At 42.2% G+C, this 24850-nt stretch carries 23 protein-coding genes; 2 read left to right on the forward strand and 21 right to left on the reverse strand.

Features of this window, described 5'->3' with window-relative positions; genetic code table 11:
* Positions 1-16 precede the first annotated feature (16 nt).
* The 5 genes from DQQ10_RS10265 to DQQ10_RS10285 form a co-directional block, all read right to left on the reverse strand.
* Positions 17-1171, reverse strand: a complete 1155-nt coding sequence (locus DQQ10_RS10265) for a glycosyltransferase family 4 protein (RefSeq protein ID WP_112746774.1) — start codon at positions 1169-1171, stop codon at positions 17-19.
* Entirely contained in the window at positions 1161-2174 is a 1014-nt protein-coding gene (locus tag DQQ10_RS10270) for a polysaccharide deacetylase family protein (RefSeq protein WP_112746775.1), read from the reverse strand. The genes DQQ10_RS10265 and DQQ10_RS10270 overlap by 11 nt, the downstream gene beginning before the upstream one ends.
* Positions 2171-3367 carry a hypothetical protein gene (locus tag DQQ10_RS10275; protein ID WP_165823877.1) on the reverse strand — a complete coding sequence of 399 codons (1197 nt, stop codon included), beginning with the start codon at positions 3365-3367 and terminating at the stop codon, positions 2171-2173. Before DQQ10_RS10275 ends, DQQ10_RS10270 begins: the two co-directional genes overlap by 4 nt.
* Before the next feature lie 37 nt (positions 3368-3404).
* On the reverse strand, positions 3405-4400 hold the full coding sequence (locus DQQ10_RS10280) for a GNAT family N-acetyltransferase (protein WP_112746777.1): 996 nt from the start codon (positions 4398-4400) through the stop codon (positions 3405-3407).
* Between the two features lie 77 nt (positions 4401-4477).
* A complete protein-coding gene (locus DQQ10_RS10285; protein ID WP_245970363.1) occupies positions 4478-5614 on the reverse strand; it encodes a glycosyltransferase in 1137 nt (378 codons plus the stop codon).
* 228 nt (positions 5615-5842) lie between these two features.
* Between DQQ10_RS10285 and DQQ10_RS10290 the strand changes: the two genes are divergently transcribed.
* Together DQQ10_RS10290 and DQQ10_RS10295 are read left to right on the forward strand one after the other, a co-directional pair.
* Positions 5843-7090: an MBOAT family O-acyltransferase gene (locus DQQ10_RS10290; RefSeq protein WP_317047931.1), complete on the forward strand. Its 1248-nt coding sequence runs from the start codon at positions 5843-5845 to the stop codon at positions 7088-7090.
* 2 nt (positions 7091-7092) lie between these two features.
* A complete protein-coding gene (locus DQQ10_RS10295; protein WP_112746779.1) occupies positions 7093-8016 on the forward strand; it encodes a hypothetical protein in 924 nt (307 codons plus the stop codon).
* An 18-nt stretch (positions 8017-8034) separates the two neighbouring features.
* On the opposite strand, the gene DQQ10_RS10300 is transcribed toward DQQ10_RS10295, so the two are convergent.
* Genes DQQ10_RS10300 through DQQ10_RS10375 form a run of 16 tightly spaced genes read right to left on the reverse strand, consistent with a single transcriptional unit; the run spans position 8035 to position 24846 of the window.
* Positions 8035-9114 (reverse strand): glycosyltransferase, encoded by a 1080-nt coding sequence (locus tag DQQ10_RS10300; protein ID WP_112746780.1) that lies wholly within the window; start codon positions 9112-9114, stop codon positions 8035-8037.
* 5 nt (positions 9115-9119) lie between these two features.
* The gene (locus DQQ10_RS10305) at positions 9120-10238 is read right to left on the reverse strand and encodes a glycosyltransferase (RefSeq protein ID WP_112746781.1); all 1119 of its coding nucleotides are present in this window, start codon (positions 10236-10238) and stop codon (positions 9120-9122) included.
* A 9-nt stretch (positions 10239-10247) separates the two neighbouring features.
* Positions 10248-10976, reverse strand: a complete 729-nt coding sequence (locus DQQ10_RS10310) for an FkbM family methyltransferase (protein WP_112746782.1) — start codon at positions 10974-10976, stop codon at positions 10248-10250.
* Position 10977: 1 nt separating this feature from the next.
* Positions 10978-11868, reverse strand: a complete 891-nt coding sequence (locus DQQ10_RS10315) for a glycosyltransferase (protein ID WP_112746783.1) — start codon at positions 11866-11868, stop codon at positions 10978-10980.
* A gap of 5 nt (positions 11869-11873) precedes the next feature.
* Positions 11874-12734 (reverse strand): glycosyltransferase family 2 protein, encoded by an 861-nt coding sequence (locus tag DQQ10_RS10320; protein ID WP_112746784.1) that lies wholly within the window; start codon positions 12732-12734, stop codon positions 11874-11876.
* 9 nt (positions 12735-12743) lie between these two features.
* Positions 12744-14201, reverse strand: a complete 1458-nt coding sequence (locus DQQ10_RS10325) for a hypothetical protein (RefSeq protein WP_112746785.1) — start codon at positions 14199-14201, stop codon at positions 12744-12746.
* A complete protein-coding gene (locus tag DQQ10_RS10330; protein ID WP_112746786.1) occupies positions 14179-15600 on the reverse strand; it encodes a lipopolysaccharide biosynthesis protein in 1422 nt (473 codons plus the stop codon). The genes DQQ10_RS10325 and DQQ10_RS10330 overlap by 23 nt, the downstream gene beginning before the upstream one ends.
* A complete protein-coding gene (locus tag DQQ10_RS10335; protein ID WP_112746787.1) occupies positions 15594-16241 on the reverse strand; it encodes an SGNH/GDSL hydrolase family protein in 648 nt (215 codons plus the stop codon). The genes DQQ10_RS10330 and DQQ10_RS10335 overlap by 7 nt, the downstream gene beginning before the upstream one ends.
* A complete protein-coding gene (locus DQQ10_RS10340) occupies positions 16241-17269 on the reverse strand; it encodes a nucleotidyltransferase family protein (RefSeq protein ID WP_112746788.1) in 1029 nt (342 codons plus the stop codon). The genes DQQ10_RS10335 and DQQ10_RS10340 overlap by 1 nt, the downstream gene beginning before the upstream one ends.
* On the reverse strand, positions 17256-18248 hold the full coding sequence (locus DQQ10_RS10345; RefSeq protein WP_112746789.1) for an N-acetylneuraminate synthase family protein: 993 nt from the start codon (positions 18246-18248) through the stop codon (positions 17256-17258). The genes DQQ10_RS10340 and DQQ10_RS10345 overlap by 14 nt, the downstream gene beginning before the upstream one ends.
* A complete protein-coding gene (locus DQQ10_RS10350; RefSeq protein WP_112746790.1) occupies positions 18241-19050 on the reverse strand; it encodes a cytidylyltransferase domain-containing protein in 810 nt (269 codons plus the stop codon). The genes DQQ10_RS10345 and DQQ10_RS10350 overlap by 8 nt, the downstream gene beginning before the upstream one ends.
* Positions 19047-19481: a YhcH/YjgK/YiaL family protein gene (locus tag DQQ10_RS10355; RefSeq protein WP_112746791.1), complete on the reverse strand. Its 435-nt coding sequence runs from the start codon at positions 19479-19481 to the stop codon at positions 19047-19049. Before DQQ10_RS10355 ends, DQQ10_RS10350 begins: the two co-directional genes overlap by 4 nt.
* The gene (locus DQQ10_RS10360; RefSeq protein ID WP_221409706.1) at positions 19481-20545 is read right to left on the reverse strand and encodes an N-acetylneuraminate synthase family protein; all 1065 of its coding nucleotides are present in this window, start codon (positions 20543-20545) and stop codon (positions 19481-19483) included. The genes DQQ10_RS10355 and DQQ10_RS10360 overlap by 1 nt, the downstream gene beginning before the upstream one ends.
* The gene (locus DQQ10_RS10365; protein ID WP_112746792.1) at positions 20538-21398 is read right to left on the reverse strand and encodes a glycosyltransferase family protein; all 861 of its coding nucleotides are present in this window, start codon (positions 21396-21398) and stop codon (positions 20538-20540) included. The genes DQQ10_RS10360 and DQQ10_RS10365 overlap by 8 nt, the downstream gene beginning before the upstream one ends.
* Position 21399: 1 nt before the next feature.
* Complete coding sequence (locus DQQ10_RS10370; protein ID WP_112746793.1) at positions 21400-22398, reverse strand: NAD-dependent 4,6-dehydratase LegB; 999 nt, start codon at positions 22396-22398, stop codon at positions 21400-21402.
* Positions 22399-22404: 6 nt separating this feature from the next.
* A complete protein-coding gene (locus DQQ10_RS10375; protein WP_245970365.1) occupies positions 22405-24846 on the reverse strand; it encodes a polysaccharide biosynthesis tyrosine autokinase in 2442 nt (813 codons plus the stop codon).
* Positions 24847-24850: the final 4 nt, after the last annotated feature.

Consider the following 24850-nt stretch of genomic DNA (forward strand, 5'->3'; position numbering starts at 1 on the left):
TGTGGCACTATTGAATCTATTGCTGTTGATTGTATGCTTCTAAAAGCTTTGACCAAACATAGCTTTGGTCAAAATTTTCTTTTACAAATGCGCGTGCTTTTTTTCCAAATTGCTTTCGAACATCAGGATTATCCGATAGCTGCTTCATCGCGTCAAACAGGGGTTCATGTTTTTTCACAGGAACAATGAAACCTGTTTCGTTGTGCGCGATTATTTCATTACAACCATTGATATCCGAAACGATGCACGCTACTTCGAGACAACATGCCTGCATCACAACATTTGGAAAGCCTTCGCGATAGCTGGGAAACACAAATATATCAGACGCAACAACGTAAGGTCTAACATCCGATTGGAATCCCACGTGGATTATATCTTTGTTATCCTTCAAAATCTCTTGACTTTTTTGTGTGATTGGATCGAGCTCTGGCTCAAAATGTCCGACCAGAATAAGCTTTGCTTTCGTTTGCTTCGACACGCGATCGAAAGCAATCAACAACTCTTCAATACCTTTATCATTGACAATTCGACCAACAAAAGAAAATGTCGTCCACGAACTATCGATACCATACTGCTCACGAATAATCGCCGCTTTAGATTCTAAAGTCTCGTTTCGACAGAAAAAATTTACATCTATACCATTGCTACTTCCCCTACCAATCACCTCCAATTTCAACGCAGAAACGGAAATATTCTCGTCTATGAATTTTTTCAATCCATACGAATTCGGATAGACTTTGTGCGCACAACGGTAAGTCAACCATTCCGTAAACAAGAGTAATTTTCTTTTGAACCCTTGTGTTTCCATAAGCGGAAGTCCAGCGACCGTATGTAGGCGAAGGGGAACGCGACACAGAAAAGCCGCCATCATTCCTAAAAGCCCTGCCTTCGGTGTATGTGTATGAACAATGTCTGGCCGATACTTTCTCATCAATTTCCAAAGGGCGAACAATGAAGCTAGATCCTGAAACGGAGAAATAATTCTTGACATCGGTACCACTACGTGCGACACGCCCTCGTTGTGGATTACATCTGTTCGCTCTTTCCCATCAGCACTTACCGCGAGCACATCGAAACCTTGTTGCTGCATAAACCGCATTTGCCCTTTGATCAAAACTTTCAAAGAAATTGGTACGGTAGTGATACGAAGTAGTTTCCTTTTATTTTCCATTGCCAACCAGTGTCGCTAACTCGCCCATGCTTAACGACTGCATGTTTAGATTTTTTTTGCAGTATGCATAATGATTTAGAATATCCTTTAGTGCTGCGATGCTTTGCGTCGGATACAATCCAAAATTATGAGGATGCCACCACAGATGATACGCTTCGCCATTCGAAGCTGCACGCGTCATTTCAGATTTAATTCTGGCAATCTTAAATTGATTTAAGATGAGTTCTTTCGGACTATAAGGGCGTAGAAGCCGGCTCGCTGGAATACACGCAGGATAGCCTGGTCTAACCTCTATCGCGTCGAGTTTATAGGTATTCTTTTTACCGATGGAAAAGTAAGCATCGAGACCGCGATTGAGACGCTTCCACATCGATTCACGTTCAGTACTTTTTATAATCCAAAACCAGTCCAGTGGATTGGAACGAACTGATGTTATACCCTCTTCAAGACAAACTTTAAGATATTGATCGTTGAATTGATTCCGCGGAAAGACCAACGACTTCAATTGCTTTCCGTAGGTATTTGCAATGCGCTGCGCTGCTTTTAAATCTTCCCGAAAATCTTCGACAGTCTGCCCTTCTTCGTTACAATAGAAATGTGCGAATGTATGCGTGGCTATTTCTTGATAAGGCGTGTTAATAATTTTTTGAATCAATGATGGCGCGAAATGAAAAGGATCATCGCTTTCGTTAGCGCCAATGCCCTTTGTATAGATATAGTGATACGCCGAGAGTTGCTCTACTTTGTATTGCGGTCTACGCAACGGAGCATTTGCCAACAACTCATTTTTCGATCGATGAAAAAGCATCCCAACGGTTGCCCAGGTAACATGTACTTCATGCTGTTGAAACAGCTCCAGCATCTCAGGAATCACTTTTCGTGTATTGTGGAAGTACGTTTTGTAATCAATTCCCGGGGCATTTGGATCGCGATTTAGGGGCCACTTCTCAAAGCCTCCCCAATGCAATTCAAAATCTAATGATATTGTAAAAATCCCTTTCAAAGTATTGCGTTAGGCGTTGCTTGTTCAATTGGTTGGATCGGCGTTTGTGCCATTCGGCGTCGGACCAGTTGCTGTTTGTTCAATTTTTTCTGATGTTCCTCATCAAGAAATACCAGCACGACAAACATCAACAAGATCATGATTTGACTTTTTTGTCGCATAGCAATCCCTAAGTTCCCCGAGATTTGCGCCAAGGCAATAGAGACCGTAATAAAGCTTAGCAGCGCACTTTTTGTATAGAAACTCCCCGTGAACATGAACTTGATACCATTCCAACTGCCAAGCAATTTCATTGTTATAAAAAGATAAAACACATTCTCAACGGACACAATTAGGCCCAGTGCCCCCGGAGCATCAAAGAAGAGCGGTCGGTATAAGAACGTGAACACCTGCATCCCTAAACTATAATTCGAAATATTAACACCTGACCCTGCCTTTGAAAGTTCATTCGCACGATGGGTAAGATCCAAACCGTCCGTCATCAATTCACTCTCATCGATACCAACCGCCGCCAATACATTTTTGTAGATAAAAAAGAAAACTATTGATGCGCACATTAAGAAGAAGACGCGCCAAGCTACAGATACGCCTTTCGAAGAAAAGACGAAACCGATGGCACTGGAGACCAACATAACCAAAAGAATGTGCGGCCGAACGTGGTAGACAATAAAGCCCCCGATGATGATCGCAGGAATGCGAGATTTAATTTTACTGATACCGAAGAAGTATAGCCCAATGCCGAGAAAGATAATCGATCCCTTTCCGAATGACGAAGACCAAAAATGTAAGTTGGGTAAGAAGAAGACAAGGGTCATTAGGTCGAAGCCGAAAACCTTGTGCTTATATTTTATATTCTCTTTGAAAAAAATATAGAAGTATATGAATCCCAAAAAGCCAAAGAAGGAAAACAATACCATTACGGCTTCATAAGAGAAACCAAATATTTTAATGAAAGGATAGCCGACGAATTCGATAAACGTTGTGCTTGTGCCGTAAAAATCCATCCATTCGGGCCCCCTAAAATTCATCAAGACTTTACGATAGTAAAATTTCGAATCTGAGGGATTGAACGCCACGTATCCATAGTAGGCGACAGATAGCAACGCATGGTATAAGAGAAGACTTCTAAGGAAATTCGCGTCTGCAAACTTATATTTTGCCGCTACGCGTTCAATAACCATGAACGCGAACATGCATATAATCAGAATGACGAATATACCACTGACCATCTTAGAACAATTCGAGGTCGCCGAATGAAGGCGACCAATTTGCAAAGTTATGAAATTGGCTCAGATCCTCTAATGCAAGCGCACGCACCGTCGCCACGGGCCCAATCGGCAATTTCAAAAACGAACCCGTGCCAGGGAGTAATCGCCAGACCGATGAGGACGACGTACCCGCGATCGTCGTGTAATCAATTTGATAATCTTGTACAGCTTGCTTAAGCTGGTGCTGTAGATGCTTCAATGACTTTTCATTGTCGATAAAGCAGTCCGTGATACGTAGTTCATTTCCAATGCGTGTTTGTTTAATCCGTCCGATCACTAGTCCGTGCAAACTGTTCCCGTGTGTTTCACCGAACGCTAAATATGACGCGACAGGCACCGTCCGATATCGCCAATCAAGATATGTTGAGCTGTAATGAGTTTGAATTCCGTATCCCTTGTTTGTTTCTACGTCGAGAAGATCAGACAAGCCAGCATGTTTAAGCAGCAAGGTTAAGTTATCCGACGAAGGTGAAACCGTTGTTGTCGTGGTTTTCGCCAGGCCTTTCGCGAGCATGGATAAAGGTCTGTTGACACTCATACGCACGGGTACCTTCCCCGCAACAACCCAGCCCATCTTCAAATATCCAGGTCTACTTTGCGTATTCGGCGTGTTAAAAACAAAATGATCCCCCTCGTCTGTACATTGCTTAACGAGCTGCAAAGTCAATTTCTTAAAAATGCCCTTCCCTTGATGACCTGGGTGTGTCGCCGTGTCAACAGCTCTTAACGTACTGAAAATTTGCTTGTTATCGTGCCATTGCCAACGCATGAATGCCCGTATGCCGATAAGTATGCCATTTTCCTCCGCAACCAATACTGGTGATATGCCAAACGGATTATCAACATGTTTCCATTTCCAATACGCTTCTGACTTGGGCATCAGACTTTCGCCGAGACTCTGCTTAAGCAATGCTACTATCGCGGGAACATCCTGTACAACAGCTTTTCTAATATTCATGTACTGATTAAAACCGTTGCGAAGGTAGCTATTTTTGTCTTGTCCGAGGTTGTTAAATTGTGATCAATGTGCGGCAATCAAAAGGAATGGTCGTTATTGCCAGTCAAGCCTTTGTACAGATCTTCTAATTGTTTAACCATCTCCTCCATGCTGAAGCAATCCTGGATACGAATGCGGGCTTGCCTGCTCAGTAGGGTGCGCTTTGATGAGTCGTTGATCAGTTCGGATGCGTACTCCACCAACCGATTAGGTTGATCGACTTCACACAGCAACCCATCTGTTCCATGTCGAATGACTTCTTTTATTCCGCCTGCGTCTGTCGTTATAATGGCACACTCCATAGACATCGCTTCAAGCAATGCGATTGGAAGCCCTTCAAAAATCGACGACATCATATAAACATCCATGGATGCAACGTAAGGTCTAACCTCAGTCTGCAGACCTGGCATATGGATTCGTCCTTCCATGCCTAAGGTCTTCCGCTTCTCCAACAACTGAGATTTCAACGGGCCGTCACCAAGCAAAAGAAAATGTGTTTCTGGATGATGTTCCAAAATTTTTGAAGCGATTTCCATCCAAAGATCCAACCGTTTTTGAAAACGAAAAACCGCTACTGTTCCAATCACTACAGCTGATTCAGGAATATGCAATTGCGCTCTAATGTCAATACGGCTAAATGACTGGCGATTAAAATGATCCATATTGACACCATTCAAAATTGTCTTTAATGGCGATTTCAGCATCGGTTTATGCTTCCTGATGGATTCTGCCACGTCATTAGACACCGCCACTACGGTGGTTAAGAAATTCATCGTGGCAAGGTTTGCCAAACGCGTAGCGAAATGGTAGCGTTCCTGTTTATTGTGCTCCGTGTAAACGACAGGAACTCCCGTCATTTTCCCGACGATCCGACAAAGAATTCCCGCCCAAGGTAAGTGAGCGTGAATGAGTTGTATTTTATTTTCCCGCACGTAGTTGGCCACTTGGCGGGCTTTCATCATCAATTGCAGATTGTTATTTGCTGGAAGGCAAGTTACCTTTCCTCGACGTGCTTTTATGTTTTCAACCATTTGATCCTTCCACGGAAGAAAGTATATGTAGTGAAAGTCAAATTGCTCCAGGTCATGTAGGCGCAGCGTCTCGGGTAAAAGCATTTCTGCGCCGCCGCGACCAAGGGATTTTATGACATGTAAAACACTGATCTTAGAATTCAAACTTGTATTATTATCTTTGAACAAAGCTGCAAAAATAACAATGCTTACCCATTTCACCACTCTTTCATGCTATTCAATTCGTTAAGCTTTCTGCTGTTTTTCCCCATTGTAACAATCATTTATTTTCTGTTACCCCATCAATGGCGATGGTTGCACATACTCATTGCCAGCTGTATTTTTTACATGTTCTTTGTCCCCTACTATATCTTGATCCTATTTATAACGATCTTGATAGACTATTTCGCAGGAATATGGATTGAGCGATCGGAGGGTAAAAAACGAAAACAATATTTATTGATCAGTATCATCAGCACGGTGTTGGTACTCTTCGTTTTTAAGTACTACAATTTTTTTATCGATAACTACAACGGGATTGCAAACTTAATTGGGTGGAATTACTCAATAGACGCACTCGCAATCATACTACCGATTGGCCTTTCCTTCCACACTTTTCAAAGCTTGAGTTATGTTATCGAAGTCTACCGTGGAAATCAAAAAGCGGAAACTAACTTCGGCATTTATAGTCTGTATGTAATGTACTATCCTCAATTAGTCGCCGGTCCCATCGAAAGACCTCAAAACTTACTTCACCAGTTCAAGCGTGAGAACAATTTTAAGTTTCAAAATTTCCACCGCGGCATCCGGTTGATCATTGTGGGCTTTTTTATGAAACTTGTTGTGGCCGATCGCCTTGGGATTTACGTGGATAGTGTCTATAATAATGCTGACAAACACGGAGGACTTTCTTTAGCGCTCGCCACGTTCTTTTTTGCATTTCAAATTTACTGCGACTTCGCAGGATATTCTTCTATCGCCATCGGTGCTTCTCGTGTCATGGGAATCAGTCTGATGACGAATTTTAGAAGACCCTACCTTTCTAAAACCGTGTCAGAATTCTGGCGACGTTGGCATATTTCGTTATCAACATGGTTCAAAGATTATGTCTTTATTTCCATGGGTGGAAGTCGGGTAAAAACGAAGTCTAAGCTATATTTCAACCTTATGGTTACGTTCTTGATCAGTGGCTTTTGGCATGGCGCATCATGGACTTTTGTTATTTGGGGAGGACTAAACGGCTTGTATCTCATCTTCGAGCAAATGATTCACCGCGTTCATACCTTCCTGGCCTCTGTCAAGTTTTTTACTGTATTTCGGATCATCTATGTATTTGTGTTAATCTGCATTGCATGGATCTTCTTTCGGAGCAACTCCATCGGCGATGCATTGATGATCACAAAAAAGATTTTTACATCACGCGGCAAATTATTCACGCCTCCTGATCCCGAAATTCTGATCTACTGTTTTCTTGCCGTGTTTATGATCATTGCCAACGAAGTGTTTTACGAGATGATCTACGCTAAAAGAAGAATAAAACGCTATACCGTATTAAACAATGCGTACATGATCTTTCTGATCATCTGCATCATCTTGCTAGGTGTTTTCGATGGCGGGCAATTTATTTATTTTCAATTCTGATTATGAAGGTCCATCTCTATAAGTTATTCCGTTTCTTTTTAATCGCCATCACCATTTTATTGTTGATCGATTTTAGCTTGGGCAAGGTCATGGGAACACTTTACAACAGAATGAATGTTGGAGAAAAAGCTCGTGCAAATTATTTTATCCGTCGCGACACCTCTTCTGTTGTCATCTTTGGATCCTCGCGCGCGCTTTACCACTACCACTCTAAGGTTATTGCCGACTCACTGGGCCTATCTGTTTATAACGCCGGTAGATCCAATCAATCTATCATCTATCACCTTGCGTTGCTGCAGGGAATTGTTGAGCGCCATCCACCAAAAACAGTGGTGCTCGACCTTAAAGAAGATGAGTTCGTAAAAAGCCCCTATAAATACGAAGTATTAAGTGCCTTGCTCCCTTATTGTAACACAAATGAAGGCATTCGGGAAATCTACCTCCGAGCCAATCCCAACTACAAATATTGGTCATGGTCCCATCTCTTGCCTTATAACTCCTCTGTTTTTGCAACCCTATATAGAGGACTGAAACGCGGCAAGGACAAAGACATCCGAGGTTTTATGCCGCTGGATGGGACATTCAAAGACGAGCGAAAAATTTCTAAGAACTGTGGAACTTCCAGTCTTCCAATCGATACTGTCTTAGTAACATGCTTCCACGATTTTGTCAAATTGTGTAAAGAAAAGAATATAGAACTTTTTGTGACCATCTCGCCGCGTTACTCAAGGTATGAATGTGTCCGTCCTGAGCTAAGCTCCGTCCTCGAAGCCGCGCAAAAAAGTAACGTAGCGGTTCACGATTTTTCGGAAGTCATCGACGATAAAACGTTGTTTTATGACCTTTGGCACTTGAATAAAAAAGGCGCGCTCGTATACTCACAAAAGCTCGCCGCTGAACTTAAATTAAAAAGCGCAACGGATTAATGCTACTGCATAAAAAGCTCAAACCGTAACAATCTTCTTATATTGTATTAGAAACCGTTCCGCTATCGGCCCTATTGCATAGTTGTGAATGCAAGTGAGGTAAGCTGCATTTATCAATGATTCCCTCAGTGCTGCATCCTTTTCAACCGTGTACATTGCGGCTACAAATTCCGTCTCTTCGCCTTTGCGAATGAGCATCCCTGTTCGCTCGTGGAAGATTACTTCCGGAATGCCGCCGACATCGTACGTGATGACAGGAATCCGAGACGCCATCGCTTCGAGAATTACACCAGGAAGTCCCTCGATCAAACTCGGCAACACCAATCCTGATGCATGTTGCATAAGCGCATCAACGTCCTGACGATAGCCAAGAAAATGTGCACGATCTTGAAGTCCTAACGCTGCTACATCAGAAAGTAAAGACGCTTTTAATTTTCCATCACCAACGATTATCAAATCGCGCGTACCGCCCTGCTCCACGTACCGTTTGAAAACACGAAGAAGTCCTGCGTGATTTTTTTCAGGAACAAGGCTTGCAACATTAATCCAATATTCTCGATTCGATGGTATTACCGGACGATCATGCTTTACTTCCGACAAAATCGTACCAATCGGAATTGTGACTGTATTCTCATTCCGAACGCCAAACGTCTTTACGAAATCAACGCGACAATTTTCACTCACAGAAATCACAAAATTGACACGGCGCGCCAAAAATGTATTGAAAATTTTCGACGCTACAGACTTGATAAAGTCACTCACTTTATTCGCGTTTCTGTATGCAATGGGAGTTTTCCACCTGAATAACAGTTTCGACAAAACGGTAAACTTCAAGGTCTCTGACGCATTGGCCTGGATAATATCTGGCCCATGTTTTTTTACGAGTTCAGCAAACGCCTTCCAACCTGCGTAAGATAGTATACGATTGGATTTGTCGATTTTTAGATCAATGTACTTCACCCCTTCTACGGTTGGAAAAGCTACGGGTGGTTGCAAGCCCACAATGATCACCTGATGACCATGCTTAACAAACTCCGCACTCAACTGGGAAGCGAAAATCTCTGCACCGCGCAGTTGTCGCTTCGTGATAACATGCATGATCTTCACGACGTCTTGTTTACAATTTCCTGATAATAGTTATCATGTTGTTCTGCGATCAAATCAATATCGAATCGCTTTTCGGCTACGGCACGTGCCTTCTCAGCATAGGCTTTTGACGTCGCATAATTTGACATCATCCATTCAAGTGAATTTCTAATAGCAGTCTCATCTTTAGTCTTGAACAGCCAGCCTGTTGACTGATGAACAACTGCTTCTTTATTCATGCTGATATCAGAGGCTAGTAGCGGAATGCCAGAAAGCATCGCCTCTACCAACGTTCCGCTGAACCCTTCGTAATGCGAAGGGAACACGAACGCATCATGAGAAGCCATCACCTTGTGAATATCTTTCATATTCCCAGGTAGCGTTACTGATTTCTCAAGTTTGTAATGCGAGATTAATTGCGCTAAGCGTTTACGATGAGGACCTTCACCTGCAATGGTTAACTTCACGTCAGGATGGTTAGCCTGAAATCCGTGAAAAGCGGCAATCAATTCCTCAAAACCTTTGCGATAAAGAAGTCTCCCAACGGCAAGAAATGTAGTTGGCGTGGTATGGGCACGCGGGATGTATTCAAAGATATCTGTACGACGACCACGGTAGATGACTGCTACTTTATTTTTAGGCACAAACAACGCTTTGCAGTTGCTATCCTTTATGCTGGTAGAGTTTGACAAAAAACCGACACATAGTTTAGCAGTAAGCATGTTGAGAACCCAGAAAAATCCGATCTTGATCTTCATCGAAAATGACAACGCTTCCCATTCATACTTCGAATATGTGTCGTTCACAAAAGTTCCAACGTTTGGAATACGGAGCACGCGACAGGCCAATCTCGAAATCAGTTCGGACCGAAGTAGTGATGCAACAACAAGGTCGGGCCGTTCATCCTTTAGAACCTTCTTTAGCGCACTATAGCCTTTGATGAAATTGTATGGACCGTCAATATTTAGTGAGATGACTCGAATCCCGCTTTTTTCAAAATCTTGCTTTAAGAAATCATTTTTGTAAATATGGCAGACTACTGGTTCAAACGCCTTCAGCCGCGACGCGATATCTAAAACACTTTTTTCTGCGCCCCCCGTTTGAAGCGAGTCAATCACATACATTACTTTCCGCATGAACTTGGGTTATTTTCGAAGATATAAACTCACTCGTCTCCGATCCTTATCAAGACTTGTCTTAGCTTTCACAAAACCGCTATCAAGAAGTTCTTTTTCTGACTTCTCAACGTCACCCATCTCATAATGCCATTCCATGATAACGCCTTGTACATTCGCGAGTGAATCTTTATATGTTGTGATGAAATCAAATTCAGAACCCTCTATATCAACTTTCAAAAAACAAGGTGTTGCTAGAAACGGCACGAGATCGATATAATTTCTCTTCGCAGGAGCTCCTTGATGAAATCTTTTGTTAATCGAAGAACTCCACGGATTCCGGCTAGTTTCAAAAAAATCGACACTGCCCTCTCGTTTCCCGGCGACACCAAAAAACAATTGAGATTCAATGCCGTTAGTCGAAAGATTTGTTTCGAGCACGCCCGCATTAAACGTCGATGGCTCTACACATAACGTTTTCTTAATATCCCATTCCAACACACCCGCACTCATTAAATGATGAAAAAGCATGGTGACATATCCTGTAGCCGCACCACAATCAATAAACAAAGATGGTTTAAGGTTAGCCTTGATAATCTCAGGCATCAAAGACATATACTCTCTGCTCGTAAAGGTAGACCAGAAAAGAGAATGCTGCGCCGTGGTATTGGCAACAACACGCATACCCGAACGAAGTGCATAAGCTTGCGGAATGCGTAATGAAATCGAGTGTATCAATCGAGCGAATTTGAATCCCATGTTAACGGAGGTTTATTGTTTTGCCCATCTTATTCATGACAGCATGCGTAAAAGCCTTGCTGATCATTTTAAAATTCTTTGCGCCGAATGTCATTCCGTGAACAAACCCCGCAATCCCTTTCAAAAATGAACGAACGAACAGACTCAACATCGGCAAGTACAACCTGTTCTTTTTAAAGATATAAAACAAGTTGCGCTTACTATAATAATCGCGCGCTAACCTTGGCGCAGAATTCGTAAGATTAACGACTTTTCTCTTTTTATTAAGATTCCCACTTACCTCTCGATACTTATAAAATAAATCTCCATTCACTAAAATCTCGAAACCCGCCTTCTTTACGCGGTAGCAAAAATCGAATTCTTCAAATCCAAAGAACAGTTTTTCATCCGGCACAACGCCTTGGTGAACGACCTTTGCATTGATGATCATACAATCGCCACCGGCTACGGTATCAACCGACAGTAGTCCCTTCAGTTGATTCGTGGGCAATCGTTTGATCACACCTCGTCGCGTATCAAATAAATGCCCAACAGCTCCAATTATACCTGGCTGATGCTGTTCCGCCAAGGGAAGTAAAGTCTTGAAATCGTCAATCAGTTTAGGCGGGTCATTATCATCTCCCCAGAAGATCCAGCGATAACCATCGCTTGCCAAAATTTTCAACGCCACTGCCGCGGCACCCGCTGGCCCTGCATTGTAACCAACTCTGTGGTAAGCAACACGAGGATCTCCGAGCTTCGCGACGACTTCTTCCGTGAGATGGGTTGCACTATTATCAACAACCAGGATTTTTTCTGGTGGTAATGTTTGGGCAAAAAGTTTTTGAACCATGATGAGAACTTCCTGCGGACGCTCATAGGTCATGATAAATGCAGCAAAGTTTTTATCCATCACTTTCAAAAAATAAGTTTTGATATTTTTCGGCGGTCTTCATTGAACAACGCCACCCATTGGGAAAAGGCTGATTTCTTGTAATGACTAGCGCGCGTCTTGCAATATTTCCAAACAATCAAAAAGTAGTCGCGCTTTCGAATGGGTTGTGACACGAAATAATCGATTACGACTTGCCAAAATTCAAGTCGCGATGTTAGGTTAGCATGAATGATACGATTGTCTTGATGGCGTCGAACATACGTAACGGGTTTATCAAGTATACCGCCGTACAAGTTACCATGAAACGCCATGCGTAACCACAGTTCCGAATCTTGATGCAAGCGAAGCCCCGACACAAACATCCCTGAACGCGACAGCAACGACTTTCGGAAGGTTAGTGCATTCGTACTAAAATGACCGTAAGTTCCACGAAGCAAATAGTGAAAAAGTTGACGCGGTGGAATATGCCGATTAATCGTATACAGTTTATATCCATCAATACCGTCACCGAAAATTCCAACGGCTTCATACACGCCATCAGCATCTGGAAATTGAGCAAAAATCTCTGCCGTTCTTGTGAATCGGTTCTCAAGGAAATAATCGTCAGCATCAAGAAACGCAATATACTCGCAACGGGCAGATTGCATGCCCAAATTACGGGTAGGCCCCGCGCCCTTGTTAACACCTCCAGGATGCCGAAATAATTTCACGCGGGAATACTCTTTGACAAGCGCCTCACATACAGCTAAACTGCCGTCAGGCGATTTATCTTCCACCAACACAACCTCAGAAACCTCTGGCTGTCGAAGGCAAGACTCAACAGCATTTCGCAGAAACTTTTCTGCATTGTACACTGGAATTACAACGGAGATCTCGATACTCATGACTATTTTTTACGCAATGAAATTTGCGCGCAAGATGTCCGCAAATTTAATATTTTCCATTCCTCTTCCTTTCATGTTGGCGAGCTTTGTTATCAATGCTATCAATCCATCAGCATCTTTTTCCAAGTAGGCCACCGCTGATCCGTTTGAGAGCTCATGCTTAAAAGCCGCCACACCGATTTCATCGATTACGATGTTATTCACACCGAGTAACCCCGCCTCTATGATTGAACCAGAAAATTTCGATAAATGCACTGCCGAATGCTGCAAAATAGTTGGCAAAGGGAGCTGGCACGCATCGTCTATATTAACAGCCCGTTCTATACCTGACTTCTTTAGGATCCCTATCAACCTATCTTTTTCTTTCAACTGGCGGGGGTGTAACCTAATCCACCATTCATATGAAGACACCGTCTTTTTGATCGCCTCCAAAATGTAATCATCGAGCATGGGCTCCACCGGTTGTAACGTATACAATATGATTTTTTTTGATGTGCGAATAATCGGAACCTCATGTTGGTCCGCAAGGAAGTTAATCCACGGATTACCACCTACGATGACGTTGTGGTTTAACTGTTTACTTGTCCATGATTGAATAACGTTTGCCGAAGGTTGGTCCCAGCACCAAAAGACTTTCGGCAATATACTAAAACCATGCGTAGGCATTTTTGTGAAATGCGCATACGCCACATGAAGATCGCCCTGCGTACCATGCTGCATGTCGATACTGACGACTTCGTTTCGTCGGGCACTTAGATTCATGCCTAGCATTTGTAAAGTGTAATAGCAAAGACCAAACGCGTAATCAGGCTTTGTTCGTTTAAAGATCCTATCAAATACAAATGCCCACACGAGTATTGTTTGCGTCATGTAAACGACCTGTTTCTTAACAAATTGTCTTGACAAGGTGGGTAGCTCATGTTCTATTTCGATAAGGCAGTCATTAAATCGATTCAAACTAGAAAATTGTTTACTCACAGCCCCCCTCGTAGTTGCCTTTACCCAGGCGTTTGCCAATGGAAATAACTTGCGCAGGGGCACAATTCGATCTCGCTTATAATAGTTAAGATCCCGAAGACTATCTTGCTCGAATTGAAGACAGCTAGCGTCGTATTCGCTCTCCAGATAATCCATCATGGGATCGAAATACCTATTCATGGACATATCCGAAAAATTAACGCGATATGAATGCGCGCCTGAAAAAACATACTTCGTTCGCTTTGCTTGAACAAAAAGGAATGTTATCCAAGCCAAAAATGACGACACCAATGCGCGAATGGAAGATGTCTTTATTTGTTTTTCCTTCTTTGGTGAATTCCTTTTCTCTTGTTCATTCCGTTCAAACCAAAAAAAGAAAGTTTGAATTTTAAGAATAGGCCATACATCAACGTCAGCAACTCGCCATGTGTCGACTGGATACTTTTGCTCAAGGTTATGAATAAAATCAACGATTTCTTTTCGACTCATGTAGCATCTTTCTGATTCTTAACAATAGATATCCAAATATAGGCGATACAATCGCTGTGATGATGACCTTGTTCCACACTGATGTATAGACGATGACATAAGCAATCGCCGTGAGGATAACCGTGGCAGCCAACCATAGCATTGGATAATAGTTTACACGGTTGTCGGACCTGAAATCATTCAGAAAGAATCCTGCATATCCCATATACATTAACGAAGCAAAAGTTGTAAACGCAGCGGCTTCGTAACCAATCCACGACACAAAAATTATGTTTAGCAATACATTGGTAGCTCCCGCAATAAAACTCACTCGCCATAATACTTTCGTTTTTTCCGTATACAATAGCTTTGCATTACTTCCGAAATACATCGGCCTATAATTATAGCCCATAACAATGATCACCGACAAATTATAAACCTGGTTTAAGGCATCATTTTGAATGAAGAAAGATAGTAGTTCACGCATCCAAATCGAAATCAGGAATGTCATTGCAAAGAAAACTACCTGTAAAATAAAAATGAGATTACGCGCCTTAAGCTCCTCTCCCCTCTTATAACATTCATTTAATATTGGTCCCACAGCAAATCCTGCTGCCACGCCTAAGTTGTTAAAGTAGTTTCCAAACGTATATGCAACATTATACTTCCCAATGTTTTCAGTAGGCACTTTCAAAAATTCCATTACCATTTTATCTGATGCATTCAGCAAGTAAGTTGAATAATAATGTGGAACTGTTGGCAATGATATTCGAAGACTATTTTTCATCAGCCGCCATTTAAATTTAAAGATTGGCCTAATGCCAAGACTGTAGTTTAGCGGAATCCAATAACTAATATTGTTCAACGCATTGACAATAAACGTAGACCAAAACCAACCCATATATCCCATCTTCAAAACAGCGATCATATAAAGATTCAACAACACTGTAAGCGTGCCGAAGAGCGCTGTTCGAATAGCAATTGGAAAAGGTTTTTTATTGATTTGATAGTAGGTAGTTGCCAGTGTGCTTGTCTGTCCAAAAAAAACAAGAGGAAGAACATTGATCGCAATAATCTCCCATACGTGATGCTTTGCTTCTTCAGGAATTATAAAATAGACCAGCGTACCAGAGAGGACCGCATAAGGGATGACCCAGATGCTTAGAAAACCGTAGATCTGCCGCCATACCCATTTGTAACGATGAGGAGATTTATAAAAGCTATTGACGAGAACAACTCTTAATCCAAGGCTAGACAAAACCGAGATTGAACCGACTGTGGCTGTAATAACACCATAGACGCCATAGTCGACTGGAGTTAGAAACTGTGTTACAATTGGCAGAACAAAAATACTTGCAATCTTCGAAATATGAGGAGCTAATCCATAGATGGCGGTATGTGTTGCTAATTTCCTTAGCATGCCTTATTTCCTAAAAATGAGCGTACGCTGTTAAAAATAAATTGATGCCCGTCTTTATTTAAGTGAATATGGTCACTCATTATCCCGGCTCTGTCAATGGTATCAGTGGGAATAAAATTCTCTTGGAAAAGATTTTTAAGGATTTCGTTAAACTGCTTTACACGCTTTGTTACGCCTGGTACAATAATTTCATATTCGGGACAAGAGGGTAAAATGCCGATCGAGAACATCTCTACAGCGCCCAGTTGCATCCTAATTTTTTGAAGATATGACGCAAAGTCGCGCGGCGTGGTGTAGGTCTTATTTCTGAAACCACGGAGGTATTTACTCTGTTTTCTTACAATGGGCAATACGAGCCTTTTGGTAACCCAAAATTGTTGCATCACTTCTAATTCCAATAACCCTAACGCTCGCGGAGCACAATCAACAATGCCGCTTTGAATAATAACATAGTCAGGTTTGTATGCAATATGGTATTCGAGTTGCCGATGCAAATCCTTTATTGTTCCGCCACCAATTGAAATCGCGTGTACGTCGAAATAATCTTGCAACAAGACCGGCCAAGTGTCTTCATGCTTACACGATTCCGGTTTAAATCGTGGCAACGTTAGCGAGTCACCCAAAATCAACACTTTCTTCATCAGCTAACCTCGGTATTGGCTTTGTTATAATCTACTGGCCTTCCGATATCAATCCAATAATCATCAAATTTGAACACCTTCGTCGTGCGCCTTCTTTTCAAAATCTCTAAGAACAACGACGGCATATCATAAAATTCATTTGACGGGACAAAATCAATGGCTTCCGGATCCAACACGTATATGCCTGCATTAATGTAATTGTTCACATTTGGTTTCTCCACCAGAGACAATAAGTCCATCTGCTCACCAAACTCAACACACGCAAAAGGTATCTCATACGATTGTTGTTTTACACACATCGTAGCAATAGACGAACTTGTTTGATGAAACTTAAGCACTTCGTCTAGATCAATATTGGTGATAACGTCGGCGTTCAAAACCAAAAATGGTTCCGTTAATAAATGTCGATCAATAAGACTCAGCGCACCCGCTGTTCCCATACGTTTTTCTTCAATTGTATAATGTATGTTCACGCCCAAGCGCGCGCCATCCTTAAAGTATTCTTGGATGACCTCCGATTTATAATTCAAGCAAAAAATAAACTTGGAGAATCCCTGCGCTTTAAGATTTTCAACGATGCGTTCTAATATAGGTTTACCACTAACCAATAACATCGGTTTGGGCGTCTCTTGCGTAAGATTACCTAATCGCGATCCCAATCCGCCTGCCATAATAATCACGACGTTAGATTTCGGCGCACTGACCAAATTCTCAAGGCAAATAATATCGATTAGTTTGCCACTTCCATCAACGACTGGCATGTGACGCAAATGTTTTTGCTTCAAAAGTTCAAGTGTTTCCGCCTTTGAAATTCCTGTAGTTACTTTCTTTGGATTGCGATTAATTATACTTTGTAAGTCAAGTTTGTTAGCCAATAGTGCGCGTCGCACATCGCCATCGGTAATAATACCAATCAGGTTATTTTCCTTATCCACCACAGGCAAAATGCCAATGCCCGATTTATCAAGCAATTCTATCGCAGAATTTACGGTAGTACTTTCGTCAAGAACCAGTTTAGTTGTGAACATCTCCTTGTGTGATTATGTAATCAGACTGAATGCCTTTATTAAGAACCTTGCCAATCAAACTTTCCTTTGCTGAAAATCCATTAAATTCTCCTGTCATCTTTAAAGCAACATCGTCTGCCCGAAGCGTATGTCCTGCAGGAAGATCGCCAACGGCAACGGCCATTTTCTGACGATTGCGATAATTTAACTCGGATGCTGTCATTTGAAATGCATCATCGTAACCATTCACAATGACATCTAAAGCATCAAGTTTCTGCTTAATCTCCTTTAATTTCTCTACCCCAATCGCAGATTCGAAATCAACACGTTTCTCCCCTTCGTTGAGTGTTAAATGCTTTTCGAAAATTGTTGCTCCTAATGCGCGTGCAACTAGATTGCTTTCAACAGCCCATGCGTCGTCAAAGCTACTATGGTCGGCATACCCGATTTCAACTGTGGGAAATTGAGTTTTTAGCTCAGATATCTTGCGCAAACGAATGTCTTCAATCTTAGAAGGAAAGGCTTGAAATCCTACCATCAATACTTTTAGTTGCGCCCCGAAATATGCGTGCGCATCCTTCATCTCATCTTGAGTTCTCCCGCCTACCCCCAATAGCAAGTCAATACCTGATTTTTTAATACCTTCCTTTACGGCTGTATCGTAATACGAAACTGAATGTAATTCGACGAATCTAATTTTACCTTGGAAGAAATCCATTAGGCTAAGCGCGCCAGGATCTAATGGCATGGCTATAATATCTAGCTTTGCCGCCAGTGTGTAGTTAAAAATATCCACCCATTGCTCACGCGAAAACGTATAGGCTTTTAACTTATCGTAGGCAGGATTTTGCTTCGATATGAGTTCATCAAAATCAACCAGCACTTGAAATTTCACACCGTGAACACCCGCACGCGCAGCATTATCAATGAGTTTCAATAAAAACGACATGTCCCCCTCGTGGTGGAAAGCTGTCTCCGCATAGATATAAGTATTACGCATACATTGTCAACATTTCGGACTGTGATACTCTGCGCTTCATGTCATTTGAAAAATCTTCGAAAGCAACAGTTTTACCAAAAGGCAATTTGATTTGTCCGCCTCCCTTTATCCGGGAATGCGGCAATTCTTTATCAATAATAATTTTGACTATTTGCTGAAGTGTGATCTCTAATGGATCACCTTCATAAGCCGAGGTGATAAGCTTCGTTCTGATGAGGTCTTCTGGCGTATCAACCGTAATTGTTATCGATGAATGATCTTCTTCAAAAGGTTTGATTACACCGCATTTAAAATTCATCGGTTCAAACATAAATAACATCAAGTACTCACTCACAGAGGGATCCATAAGTTCCGAACACTTGATAAGGGCTTTTCGCGTCATAACCTCCGCTGTCGCACCGATTGGCACATCGACAAGTCGAACGTAGTCCAATTCCTTTTCTCTTAACAATGCTACTTGTTTATCAATATATTCCGTGCTGGTAAAGGGGTTATCGCCTGTGATTCGCATTAATATATCAGCGTTGGTCAGCTCACCCACGGCCAACATACGCTCAATTACATTTTCTGGCGATCCACGGTAAATGCTAACATTATTACGTTTCGCAATGTCTTCCATGATCTCATCCATAGGCTCGTAAGAAGTGCAAATAAATACTTCATCAATAGCACGTGTTTTCTTAAGTCGCTGGATCATGAATTCCAGCATGGTGTACTGATCTGAAATATTTCGGAGTACTTTCAGTGGAAGTCTTGTCGACACCGTTCGCGCTATGATACAGGCTACAGTCTTTGCCATCATACCAAAATTTTAAAAACAAGTTTCTCCGTGCCTTCTTCTCCAAATTCATTACGGTGCGGTTCATGGGGAAGAATAAATGCAAATTCATTTGCGTGCAGCTTTGTAACGGCATCCGGTACTCCCGCATACAAAGCATAATCTTTGTCCGCGTCGTAGTTCATTGTCTGAGTGGTACGGTCAAAACCCTGGCATGACCGCATCACATCAACGCCTTTTAACGTCACATGAAGGTCATAGTTCTTCCGATGTGTTTCTAGAAGATCACTCGTGCGATTGTAATCCTGCAATCGAATCACCCGCAGTGAATCGGATATTTGCAACCATTCTCCGACAGCAGGGAGTTCATTGCGTTGAACGAAGGCACTGATCTCCGCCGTATAGGGAATTACACTTCGATAGTAATCTATGTCTCTCAGATTTCCGGTAATCATTACACTAGATCCCCAAAGGAAAACGGTTTGTCCAATGCGAGTTCCACTTTCGCCGTTCGACCAACAACTTGCTTAAGATATTCAGGCGAAATACCTGTCCCTGGACGCTTGAAATCTAAATCCTCAAGCTTAATAATATCTCCTGCTTTGATTGTCCGCGTAGTCACGATACTGCGCCTGAACGACTCAATACGATCTGCCTTTTCCTGAACAGAGATGCGCGTGCTTCCCAATGCTTCGTATACGCGCTTGGTCTCGCTGCAAATCAATTTCAAGTCCTCTGGGTTCGCCGACACTTTGTGATCCCAACCTTCCATATTCTTATCAAGCGTGAAGTGTTTTTCTATTAGACAAACACCTTTAACAACTGATGCAATCGGTACGGTGATACCCAAGGTATGATCGCTGAAGCCGATCGGATATTGTGGATATAAAATACGAAGCGTGTCGATGTTATTTAAGTTCACCTGGCTGTCCTTCGGTGGATAAATGGAAACGCAATGAAGAATAACAATTTGATTATTGCCAGCCTCTTCTATCGTGCGAATGGCCTTATCGATCTCATATAGCTCACTGAGACCAGTTGAGATCACAATTGGCTTTCCTTTACGCGCGATATAATCTAAGAACGGGTAGTTATTTAGATCCATTGACGCAATCTTGATAAAAGGCGCCTGAATTTTATCGACAAGAAAATCAACTTCCTTCTTTGAAAATGGAGTTGAGGTACAATCAATCCCCAATGAATCAGCATAACTTTTCATCTGTATCAACTCCTCTTCAGAAATTGAATAGGCATCTACAATAGACTCTAGGGTAAAGTCCGTACGATTCCGGTAGTCATCGGCAATGAAGTAATTGTCTTCATACGTCTTCTTCGAAAATATCGAATCCTTGGACCAACTCTGAAATTTTACGCAATCAGCACCTGCATCTTTTGCTTCCTTGATGAGTTTCCTTGCTAGCTCCATGTCGCCATTGTGATTTGAACCGAGTTCGGCAATGATGTATGGCTTGTCGAAGTCCGCCACTGTGCGCTTCGGTGTTAATTGTATTTTACTCATGCAAATATTCTGTTTCTTCCCACCAAAAATAATTTATACGTTTTGTATTTAAATAGTCAACGCTTTTTTGTGCAAAACGCGCGTCTTTCAATTTTAATTTCAAGTGTTCACTTTCCTGAAGCATCGGCATCAATTCAGAAAATCTTTGAACCAATGATGCATAATGCACCAATTTCACATCCACAATATTTCTTAAACGTTCTACGCTCACAACCTGAAGGCCGGCTAGATTATGATCATGCTGACGGTATAAAACTTTGCCATCGTGTATAAATATTCCTGGCGATTCATCGAGCCAATGGTAAAACAAAAACCAGTCGACTACCTTAATTTGATCGGGAATATGTATTTCGTTAATAACACTTGTTCTCACCGCTGTATTCCCTAGACCTACAAAGTTGCAGGTCTGAATATCCGTTTGTGAAAACTCAGTTTCATGTTGTAATCGATTCTCCCAGAATCCACTTCCACCCATCAGACCTTGATCAGTAAATGGCACAAGATCATTCACCACCACATTGTATTGAGCCAGATACTTCTTACAAACAAATACTCTATCGTCGTGCAAAAGGTCGTCAGCATCCTGAAAAATTACATTCGTGTAGGACAATGTACCTAGCCACTTCAGCCCTTGTCGTCTGATCTCGGCGATCGATCCTGTGCAATGGAAAGTTTTGACAGAAAAACTTAACGCATGTTTTTTTAAGCGTACATCAATGTCATCAACGCCATCCACGACCAGAAGCACATCGAAATCCTGATCCGTCTGTTTTGAAAGCGAGTCTAGAAACGAAGTCAGATATAAAACATTCGCTGGAAAAATAACCGAAAAAAGTGCGGTTGCTTTTCCCATTTTACAAATTGTAGATATCTGCTTTGTATCGCTCAAGATTACTTGGTTCTTTGAACCAAGCAATCGTTTCCTTCAATCCTTCCGCTAAAGTATACTGTGGTTTCCAGTTGGTCATGGATTGAAGCTTCTCGCTGTTGCCATATAAACGAAAGACCTCGCTTTTTTCGGGGCGCAGTCGTTGATCATCTTGCTCGATTTCTGCGCCTGGATTGAGCTGACGAATGAGTTCGGTCGCCAATTCTTTTACAGAAATTTCGGATTGCGTGGCAATATTTACATCGTGGCCGATCAGTTGATCCGCTTTTGCAATCTCAACAAATCCGTTTACGGTATCCTTAACGAACAAGAGGTCTCGTGTTGGTCGCACGTCGCCCAGCTTTAACAACTTCGCGCCATTGAGCAATTGCGTAATGATAGTAGGAATCACAGCACGCGCCGATTGACGCGGGCCAAATGTATTGAAAGGTCTTACGATTGTAATCGGCTGGTTGAAACTTCTATAGAATGACTCTGCGATACAATCGGCGCCGATCTTTGATGCCGAATACGGTGACTGAGGCTGACGCGGATGTTTTTCGTCCATCGGAACGTAGTTAGCGGTACCATACACCTCCGACGTCGACGTTACCAACACCCGCGATACATTGAGATCTTTCGCAGCCTGCACGACATTTAATGTACCCTTTACATTCGTGTCGACATAGCTATCGGGCGAATGATAGCTGAAAGGAATAGCGATTAAGGCTGCCAGGTGAAATACCACATCGATATCTTTCATGGCTGTACGTACACCATTAGGATCACGGATATCGCCGGAGAAGATCTCAAGCTTATTTTTCTTTTCTTTTGGCAGGCTATCCAACCATCCCCATGAATTGAAAGAATTGTAATAGACAAATGCTCTTACATGGCACTCTTCTTCCAATAGCCTCTCCGTTAGATGGCTTCCAATAAAACCGTCTGCGCCCGTAACTAAAACACGCTTACCTTTTAGCAACATGATCTCTTAACTATAATATCCTTCGCCGTCGTCTTTCTTTTTCTTACCAAGGTTAATTCCATAACCATAGCCATAACCACCACCGTAGCCATAACCGTAGCCATAGCCATAATTGCCATAGCCATAACCGAGGCCTGTCTTACGCAAGTCATTGAATAAAATACTGATTTTAGACAGCTTGCCTGCGACAAAGAAATCGTCTAGCGATAACAAAGCAGTTTTCGGTGTGAAGTCCTGCCGCACAAGGAATAAGCTATGATCGGCATATTTCGAAAGCACGAACGCATCTGAAACATAACTGAGTGGTGGCGTATCAACGATGATGTAATCAAATTGATCGCGGAGATTGGCCATCAACTTTTCCATTGCCGGACGCATCAACAATTCACTTGGGTTTGGCGGCGTAGGTCCACCTGAAATCAAATACAAATTCTCAACGCTTGTCGTTTGAATCACTTCTTCCACACCAACCATTCCCGACAAATATTGACTTAACCCGATTTTATTTTCAAGCCCGAGTTCTTCAAATAACTTAGGTTTGCGTAAATCGGCACCAACAATCACGGTGCGCTTCCCGGCCATCGCAAAGACCGACGCAAGGTTCAAGCTCGTAAATGACTTTCCTTCACCAGGCACCGACGATGTAACCATAAACACAATGTGTTCCCGGTTTCCGGTAAAGTAATTTAGATTCGAGCGTAGCGCCCTAAACGATTCCGCCATTGCCGAGCGTGGCTTTGTATAAACAATCAGTTGATCGTTGCCTGGATTATGCCCAATGCCCGCGATAACAGGCATTGCCGTTAATTTCTCGATATCATCTTTCGATTGAATTTTACCATTGAACATCTCAATGATCACGAAGATTAACAATGGTAAGAATAGTCCGGCACCCGCGGCGATACCGTAGTTCTGCCCCTTGTTGGGAAAGATTGCGCTTGATGCGATCGGTGGATTCACGACGACAATGTCAGACGTTGTTGAAGCACGTGACAATCCCGCTTCGGTACGCTTTTGTAAGAGGTATAAATACAACTGCTCCTTTAACGCATAGTTCCGTTGAATACTTACAAGTTCACGCTCCGTACTAGGGAGTTTAGAAAGTTGTCGCTTTATTAAACCAATTTGATCATCGATAAAACGAATGTTGATCACATTCGTATTGCGCGTATTTTCTATTGTCTTAAGGATGTCTGATTTAATAATCTCAATTTTACGAAGCTTACCTTGTAAAGCTGGGTTACTATCCATTCCGGATTGATCAGGAATACTTCTCTTGTAAAGAGTCACTTTTGATTGCTCTTCGATCAACTCTTGAACAAGATCTGCCACCACGTTGTCGCGAATCCCTACACTATTCGGTGTAAAAATCCCATCAAACTGATCATTCTTCAATAACCCATCTACATACTTGAAGTAATTATTCAATAAGTTATAGTCGAATTTCTGCTGCTCTAGATCTGTATATTTCTGGTACAACCGACTTGTTTCTTCGTCAAGTCTCGTGATGATATTCCGATGTTTAAATGATTCAACTTCGTCTTCATATCGATTCAATGAATCACCAATCACCAGTAATTGTTCATCCAAAAATTTAATCGCCATTGTGGCCATTTTATTTTTCTTTTCGACGTCGTATTGCTGGTACCGCTCGATGAATTTATTCAAGAAGTCTATTTCTTTTTGAATGACTTCTCCACTGATATCGAGGTTGACCACAGAGGCTCCTGCTTGCGCATAGTTTGCTGTAAGTCTGCTCGAATAAGATTTTGCAAGTGACCATGAATCTTTGAATCGAACAATGAACCGCTTGCCCATGATCGAAGACACGGAACCTCGCTTTTCAACGTAAATAGAAAAGCCGTTAATCTTGACCGTATCATTAAATGCAAGCTTTGGAAATTCTTTACCTGTACCATCATCATCGTCATCAGTCATGTACTGGAATGAGTACGAAGAGGAATCTTGGACAGTAAAATAGAATGATCGCCCCGTTGGCTTATGCGCGGTCGGGATTACTTTAAATTTAACAGGAAAATGTGGATCGTAGTATTCAGACGTTTTTATATCACCTTCGACATATAACGCTACGTCGAACCCCAGCTCTTCCATCACGCCCTGGAGAAGCGGATAAGACCGCATGATGTAAACTTCATTATAGAAGTTCCGATAAGGATTGAGGAGTTCGTTGTCGTACAAGAATTTTGCGCCGGCATTTTCATCACCTTCCTTAATGATGATCGACGCCTTGACAGGATAGATCGGCGTGCTATAGCGATTGATCAAATGAGCGAGCGTAATGGCGATGGCCAACGAAAGCACCGTCACATACCAAAGCCTAACAGCACGGTCAGCGACACGCTTAAAGTTAATTTGAAAGATAGATGGCTTCTCTTTCGAAGGTAATCCTTCGTTTCCTTCAGGTATGGGTTGAATTGCTGTGTTCAAAGCG

This window comes from Pseudochryseolinea flava, from assembly GCF_003286915.1.
Lineage (GTDB): Bacteria > Bacteroidota > Bacteroidia > Cytophagales > Cyclobacteriaceae > Ohtaekwangia > Ohtaekwangia flava.

Excerpts from the sequence above, each read along its gene's own strand:
- DQQ10_RS10295 (WP_112746779.1), top strand. The coding sequence starts at position 7,093 with ATGAAGGTCCATCTCTATAAGTTATTCCGTTTCTTTTTAATCGCCATC.
- DQQ10_RS10340 (WP_112746788.1), bottom strand. The coding sequence starts at position 17,269 with ATGTTCACAACTAAACTGGTTCTTGACGAAAGTACTACCGTAAATTCT.
- DQQ10_RS10280 (WP_112746777.1), bottom strand. The coding sequence starts at position 4,400 with ATGAATATTAGAAAAGCTGTTGTACAGGATGTTCCCGCGATAGTAGCA.
- DQQ10_RS10315 (WP_112746783.1), bottom strand. The coding sequence starts at position 11,868 with ATGGATAAAAACTTTGCTGCATTTATCATGACCTATGAGCGTCCGCAG.
- DQQ10_RS10300 (WP_112746780.1), bottom strand. The coding sequence starts at position 9,114 with ATGCATGTTATCACGAAGCGACAACTGCGCGGTGCAGAGATTTTCGCT.
- DQQ10_RS10275 (WP_165823877.1), bottom strand. The coding sequence starts at position 3,367 with ATGTTCGCGTTCATGGTTATTGAACGCGTAGCGGCAAAATATAAGTTT.
- DQQ10_RS10360 (WP_221409706.1), bottom strand. The coding sequence starts at position 20,545 with ATGAGTAAAATACAATTAACACCGAAGCGCACAGTGGCGGACTTCGAC.
- DQQ10_RS10320 (WP_112746784.1), bottom strand. The coding sequence starts at position 12,734 with ATGAGTATCGAGATCTCCGTTGTAATTCCAGTGTACAATGCAGAAAAG.
- DQQ10_RS10335 (WP_112746787.1), bottom strand. The coding sequence starts at position 16,241 with ATGAAGAAAGTGTTGATTTTGGGTGACTCGCTAACGTTGCCACGATTT.
- DQQ10_RS10310 (WP_112746782.1), bottom strand. The coding sequence starts at position 10,976 with ATGGGATTCAAATTCGCTCGATTGATACACTCGATTTCATTACGCATT.
- DQQ10_RS10365 (WP_112746792.1), bottom strand. The coding sequence starts at position 21,398 with ATGGGAAAAGCAACCGCACTTTTTTCGGTTATTTTTCCAGCGAATGTT.
- DQQ10_RS10345 (WP_112746789.1), bottom strand. The coding sequence starts at position 18,248 with ATGCGTAATACTTATATCTATGCGGAGACAGCTTTCCACCACGAGGGG.
- DQQ10_RS10370 (WP_112746793.1), bottom strand. The coding sequence starts at position 22,398 with ATGTTGCTAAAAGGTAAGCGTGTTTTAGTTACGGGCGCAGACGGTTTT.
- DQQ10_RS10265 (WP_112746774.1), bottom strand. The coding sequence starts at position 1,171 with ATGGAAAATAAAAGGAAACTACTTCGTATCACTACCGTACCAATTTCT.
- DQQ10_RS10355 (WP_112746791.1), bottom strand. The coding sequence starts at position 19,481 with ATGATTACCGGAAATCTGAGAGACATAGATTACTATCGAAGTGTAATT.
- DQQ10_RS10350 (WP_112746790.1), bottom strand. The coding sequence starts at position 19,050 with ATGATGGCAAAGACTGTAGCCTGTATCATAGCGCGAACGGTGTCGACA.
- DQQ10_RS10325 (WP_112746785.1), bottom strand. The coding sequence starts at position 14,201 with ATGAGTCGAAAAGAAATCGTTGATTTTATTCATAACCTTGAGCAAAAG.
- DQQ10_RS10305 (WP_112746781.1), bottom strand. The coding sequence starts at position 10,238 with ATGCGGAAAGTAATGTATGTGATTGACTCGCTTCAAACGGGGGGCGCA.
- DQQ10_RS10330 (WP_112746786.1), bottom strand. The coding sequence starts at position 15,600 with ATGCTAAGGAAATTAGCAACACATACCGCCATCTATGGATTAGCTCCT.